Source organism: Arthrobacter sp. TB 26 (assembly GCF_000427315.1).
Taxonomy (GTDB): Bacteria; Actinomycetota; Actinomycetes; order Actinomycetales; family Micrococcaceae; genus Arthrobacter.
Genome location: NZ_AUPJ01000434.1, coordinates 1 through 2,576, shown reverse-complemented (window position 1 = coordinate 2,576; position 2,576 = coordinate 1). Strand labels below are relative to the sequence as shown.

Here is a 2,576-nt window from a genome sequence, read left to right as displayed (position 1 = left end):
GCCGCGGCTACCGCGTGGCGGTGGCGGACGTGAACCTCGCGGGTGCGGAGGAAACGGCCAAGCTGGTCCTGGATACCGGGGCCGACGCGGCGGCCTTCCACGCCGACGTCACGAGCGTCGAATCCACCGAGGCCCTCGCGAAAAGCTGCGCGGATTTCGGCGGCGGAAGCATCGACGTCGTGCTTAACAACGCCGCGGTATACGCGGGGGTGACCCGCAGCCCGTTCGAGGACATCGACCCGGCCGAATGGGACCTGGTGATGAATGTGAACCTCAAGGGCCCGTGGCTCGTCACCCGGGCGGCGAGCCCGTTCCTGCCCGAGGGCGGCCGCGTCATCAACCTCTCGAGCGCCACGATCTTCAGCGGCTCGGAGCAGTGGCTGCACTACGTCGCCTCCAAGGGCGGCGTGGTGGCCCTGACCCGGGTGATGGCCAAGGAACTGGGCCGGCGCGGGATCACGGTCAACGCGATCGCCCCCGGCTTCACCCTCACCGAGGCCAGCTACGGGCTGATGGAGAACGCCGAAAACTACGGTGTGAACCGCGGCGCCATCAAACGGGCCAGCCAGCCGGAGGACATCGTGGGCGCGGCGCTCTTCCTGGCCGGGCCGGACAGTTCGTACTACACGGGCCAGACCATGGTGGTCGACGGCGGCCGCCAGTTCATCTGACCGCCCGCCCCAACTCTTCAACTGACTTTCAACACCAAGGAGGACCAATGCCAACGGTTCATTTCACCGACGCCGAGGGCGCTGTCCGCGACGTCCAGGGCAATCCCGGCGACTCCGTCATGGAAACCGCGGTGCGAAACGGCGTCCCCGGCATCGTGGCCGAATGCGGCGGGTCGCTGTCCTGCGCCACCTGCCACGTCTTTGTTCGCGAGGACTGCCTCCCGCAGCTTCCGCCGATGGAGGACATGGAGGACGAGATGCTCTACGGCACGGCCGTGGACCGCGAGGACAACTCGCGCCTGTCCTGCCAGCTCCGCCTCACGGACGAGCTCGAACTGTTCGTCACCACCCCGGAAACCCAGGTGTAGTGATGGGCACCCACGCTGCCGCGGCGGAGCAGACGTCCGCCGGAACGGCCGGCGCAGCCGGTACCGAAACTGACAGCCCTACCCGCACCGGCCTGCTGATCATCGGCGCCAGCCAGTCAGGCGTCCAGCTCGCAGTGTCCCTCCGGGCGCTCGGCTTCGATGAGCACATCACCCTGCTCGGCGACGAGGACCACCGGCCCTACCAGCGCCCGGCCCTGTCCAAGGAGTTCCTGCAGGGCACGGTGGAGAGCGAATCCCTCATCTTCCGCTCCAACGAGTACTGGGCCGACCACAACGTGGAGCTGGTCAAGGGCGAATACATCGTCAGGATCGAGAAGGAGCCGGACGGCTCCGGCGTCGCGCATTCGTCTTCGGGCAAGCAGTTCCCCTTCAAGCGGCTCGCCCTCACCGTGGGCGCCCGCGCCCGGAAACTGGAGATCGACGGCGGGGATCTTGACGGCGTGCTCTACCTGCGCAACGCCGACGACGCCCTGGCCCTCAAGGCCCGGGTGGGGGACGCGCAGGACGTTGTGGTGATCGGCGGCGGATTCATCGGCCTCGAAGCCGCGTCCAGCCTGCAAAAGATGGGCAAAAGCGTCACCGTGCTGGAATTCGGCCCGCGGCTGGTGGGCCGCGCCGTCGGCGAGGAGACCGCCGAGTACTTCCTGCAGGCCCACCGCGCCCGGGGCCTGGACATCCGGCTCAACACGAGCGCCACACGTTTCACCGCGAAGACCGCGGCAGGTGGAAAACAGACGGCCGTCGCCGGCGTCGAACTCCAGGACGGCACGGTGCTGCCCGCGCAGATCGTGCTGGTTGGCATCGGGGTCATCCCGAACACCCAACTGGCCGAACAGCTCGGCCTCACGGTGGACAACGGGATCGTCGTGGACCGCTTCGCGCTGGCCTCGGACGGCACCACGGTGGCGATCGGCGACTGCGCCAACATGCCCAACCCCGTGCCCGGCTCCGAACCGGGCGGGCGGATCCGGCTGGAGAGCGTCAACAACGCGATCGAACACGCCAAGGTGGCCGCCTACTCGCTCACCGGCCGGCGCGAGGAATACGCCGGCATCCCGTGGTTCTGGTCCAACCAGGCCGACCTCAAACTCCAGATCGCCGGACTCTGCAACGGCTACGACCGGACCGTGCTGCGGCGGGACGAGGACCGCGGAAAATTCAGCGTCCTCTACTACCGCAAGGGCCAGGTCATCGCCGCGGACTGCGTCAACGCCCCTCTGGACTTCATGGCGGTCAAGAACGCCCTCGCCAAAGGCCAGAACATCCCCGCCGGCGCCGCCGCGGACCCGGCCACACCCCTCAAGACGATCACCACGGACAGCTAACTGCATTCAGACAGTAAGCCGGTCCCACCCGAAGGAGCACCATGACCACCCCCAAGACCCCGGTCGCCGACGCCGGCACCGCGACGCCGGATGCCGCAAACCGCGCGGCCGACAACCCCGCGGCCGCCAATCCCGCGGTTGTTGATTCCGCGGTTGCGGAGTTCGCCGCTGCGTACCCGGCCCGGCCGGTC

At 68.3% G+C, this 2,576-nt stretch carries 3 protein-coding genes; all 3 read left to right on the top strand.

Annotation, left to right across the window (positions count from 1 at the left end; genetic code table 11):
• Positions 1 to 671, top strand: a 671-nt coding sequence (locus tag K789_RS0116665) for an SDR family NAD(P)-dependent oxidoreductase (protein WP_024367749.1), incomplete at its 5' end; no start/stop codon positions are given.
• A gap of 47 nt (positions 672 to 718) precedes the next feature.
• The gene (locus K789_RS0116660) at positions 719 to 1,039 is read left to right on the top strand and encodes a 2Fe-2S iron-sulfur cluster-binding protein (RefSeq protein ID WP_024367748.1); all 321 of its coding nucleotides are present in this window, start codon (positions 719 to 721) and stop codon (positions 1,037 to 1,039) included.
• Positions 1,040 to 1,041: 2 nt separating this feature from the next.
• Positions 1,042 to 2,385: an NAD(P)/FAD-dependent oxidoreductase gene (locus tag K789_RS0116655; protein ID WP_024367747.1), complete on the top strand. Its 1,344-nt coding sequence runs from the start codon at positions 1,042 to 1,044 to the stop codon at positions 2,383 to 2,385.
• Positions 2,386 to 2,576 lie beyond the last annotated feature (191 nt).